The 3147-nt window shown below is 41.7% G+C and carries 3 protein-coding genes; all 3 read left to right on the plus strand.

Features of this window, described 5'->3' with window-relative positions; all coding sequences use genetic code 11:
- Positions 1 to 416 precede the first annotated feature (416 nt).
- From BTU61_RS04770 to BTU61_RS04780, 3 genes are read left to right on the plus strand one after another with little or no spacing between them, the layout of a single operon-like run.
- Entirely contained in the window at positions 417 to 1394 is a 978-nt protein-coding gene (locus tag BTU61_RS04770) for an ABC transporter substrate-binding protein (protein ID WP_200772556.1), read from the plus strand.
- 10 nt (positions 1395 to 1404) lie between these two features.
- Positions 1405 to 2298: an ABC transporter permease gene (locus BTU61_RS04775; RefSeq protein ID WP_187540295.1), complete on the plus strand. Its 894-nt coding sequence runs from the start codon at positions 1405 to 1407 to the stop codon at positions 2296 to 2298.
- Positions 2299 to 2307: 9 nt separating this feature from the next.
- Positions 2308 to 3111, plus strand: coding sequence for an ABC transporter ATP-binding protein (locus tag BTU61_RS04780; protein ID WP_200772557.1), 804 nt, complete (start codon positions 2308 to 2310; stop codon positions 3109 to 3111).
- Positions 3112 to 3147 lie beyond the last annotated feature (36 nt).

Genomic DNA, 3147 nt, shown 5'->3' on the forward strand with positions numbered 1-3147 from the left:
AATTCTAACGAATGACCGATTTCTGCCGCACTCTCTCTATTTATTTAATTCAAAATTGAAGCAGAATTTTCGAAAAATTTAAAAAATAGTTGAAAAATTCTTGACAGGGAACTGAAAATGGGGTAAGATAAGACCCATAAATAAAGAAAGCAGAAAAATGAACATGAAGCAACAACCGAATTCAATTCAAAAATTTTACTTTAGCTACTTTAGATAGTGTTTGTAGACATGGTCTCATGGATGCAAACAACCCAAGCAATTTGTTTGTATCTATGTGGCTAAGATTTTTGAAGTTGGTCCATAGAGCTAGTATCTAAATGGACCAAGGTTTTGTAACTTGTTGGAGAATTTCAGGCATCCGTTTAGATCATGATCTAGGCGGATGTTTATTTATTCTCGCAAAAAAGGAGTATGAAATGAAAGTAGTCAAGAAATTACTAGCACCAGTCCTTGTTGTAGGTCTTTTGTTAACCTCATTGGTAAGTCTCCATCACCTCAAGGACAACAAGAAATCAAATGTCCTGCGAATTGGAATTTCGCAATACATTACGCACAAGTCGCTTGATGCCACTCGTAAAGGATTTATTGCTGAGTTGAAGAAAGCGGGCTATGTGGATGGGAAAAATATTCAGATTGATTTCCAAAATGCTCAAGGGGAACAACGAAATCTGAAAAACATTTCCAAACAATTGGCTGAAGAGAGTGACTTGGTATTTGCGATTGCGACACCGTCTGCTCAAAGTTTGGCCAATACAACCAAAACAACACCGGTTGTCTTCTCAGCTGTTACAGATCCATTGGCAGCGAAGTTGGTGAAAAACTTGAAAGAGCCAGGTGGCAATATCACAGGGACCAGCGACCAGTCAGAGGATGCGATCTCGACTCAAGTCGATTTGATCAAAAAAATCGTTCCAACAGCGAAAACAGTTGGGATCCTCTATACGCAAAGTGAGCCTAACTCAGTTGTCCAAAAAGACAACGCTAAGAAAGTCTTGGAAGCCAAGGGTTATCAAGTAGTTGAAAAAACAGTTCTCGATAGTAACAATGTAAAAGCAGCAGCAGATAGTATCATGTCCGAAGCAGATATCGTCTTTGTTCCGACAGATAATATCATCTCCTCTACGATGGAAACCATTAAACAAGTATCGCTCAGTCACAAGGTCCCTGTATTTGGTGGTTCAGCTGAGATGGTGGCGATTGGTGGCTTGTACAACTATGGTACCGATTATGAAGAATTGGGACGGCAAGCTGCACGGATGGCGATTCGGATTATGAAGGGTGAAAAACCTGAAAAGATCGCAGTCGAAACACCTGAAAAATTGGAATTGCATGTCAATAAAGAAATGGCAAAAGAGCTTGGAATTGATATCAGCTCATTAAAGATAGAAAAATAGGAGGTTTGGGATGAATTTCGTTTTATCAAGTTTATCAGAAGGTTTATTGTGGTCGATCATGGCGATCGGTGTTTACTTAACATTTCGAATTTTAGATATTGCCGATATGACGGCAGAAGGAGCCTTTCCACTTGGAGCGGCAGTCGTTGCTTCACAGATCCAGGCAGGACGCAATCCTTGGCTAGCAACTCTCTTAGCATTTGGAGCTGGGATGCTGGCTGGGTTGGTTTCAGGGATTCTTCATACAAAAATGAAAATTCCAGCCCTCTTGACAGGGATTGTCACTTTGACAGGACTCTACTCCATCAATATCAAAATCATGGGTGGGGTACCCAACCTCTCTATTGGGGATGCAAGTACGATTTTCAAGAGTGTGATGCATTTGGGTCTTTCAAATGAAGAATCTGTTTTTCTGATCAGTATCTCTTGCTTGATCATCGTATGTCTTGTATTGACCTTGTTGATGAAGACCCAACTCGGCTTGGTCCTTCGTTCAACTGGAGATAATATTCCAATGAGTGAGGCCAATGGGGTCAATGTCGATCATATGAAAATGTTGGGCTACATGATTTCAAATGGATTGATTGCCTTGTGTGGTGCGATGTTTGCTCAAAATGATGGTTTCTCAGATGTCACTTCTGGAACAGGGACCATCGTGGTCGGCTTGAGTGCGGTCATCATCGCAGAAGTCTTGATTCACGATTTAACCATTGGTTGGCGCTTGCTCTCAATTGGAGTTGGTGCAATTGTCTATCGTTTAATTATCTTAAATATTTACGAGATTCCACATCTGGATCAAAATCTGGTTCGTCTCTTTAATGCGATCTTGCTTGCAGTTGTCTTGTTTGCGCCGGAAGTGCAAAAACGTCTTCGCATTCGTGGATTGAAGTTAGGAAATAAGTAGGAGAAAAGTATGGCAACATTATTATCAATTGAAGATATTCATAAGACATTTGAAGCTGGAACGGTTAATGAAAACCACGTCTTAAAAGGCTTGAACTTACAAGTTGAAGAGGGTGATTTCATCTCTGTCATTGGTGGAAACGGTGCTGGGAAATCAACCTTGATGAACATTTTGGCTGGGAATCTAGCAGTTGACGAAGGAGATATTCTCCTAGATGGCAACTCGATTAAACATACTAGTGTTCGAAAACGGGCCAAAGATATTGCGCGTGTCTTCCAAGATCCTAAGATGGGAACGGCTTCTCGCTTGACCATTGAAGAAAATATGGCCATTGCCCAACGCCGTGGCAAATCCCGTGGTTTGGGCTGGGGTGTTCGGGAGAAAGATCGTGAATCATTCCGCAAAGCCTTGAAAGAGCTCAATATTGGTCTGGAAAATCGTCTCAAAGTGGATACTCAGTTCCTATCTGGTGGACAACGGCAAGCTTTGACCTTGGTCATGGCTGCTTTGGTCAGACCCAAACTCTTGCTTCTAGACGAACATACGGCAGCACTTGATCCTAAAACTAGTCAAATGGTCATGGAATTGACGCAAAAGATCGTTGAAAGTCATGATTTGACGACCCTGATGATTACGCATGATATGAACCACGCCATCGAATACGGTAATCGCTTGATCATGCTCTATCAGGGCAAGATCGTTGTCGATGTCAAAGGGGAAGAAAAGAAAAATCTGACCGTTGAAGATTTGATGCGCCTCTTCCGTCAGAATAGTGGAGAAACCTTAGTTAGTGATGAGCTGGTACTGGGGTAAAAAGAGAGTGGGACGACGAAATCGGTCATTCGTTAG

Source organism: Streptococcus lactarius (assembly GCF_016642265.1).
Lineage (GTDB): Bacteria > Bacillota > Bacilli > Lactobacillales > Streptococcaceae > Streptococcus > Streptococcus lactarius.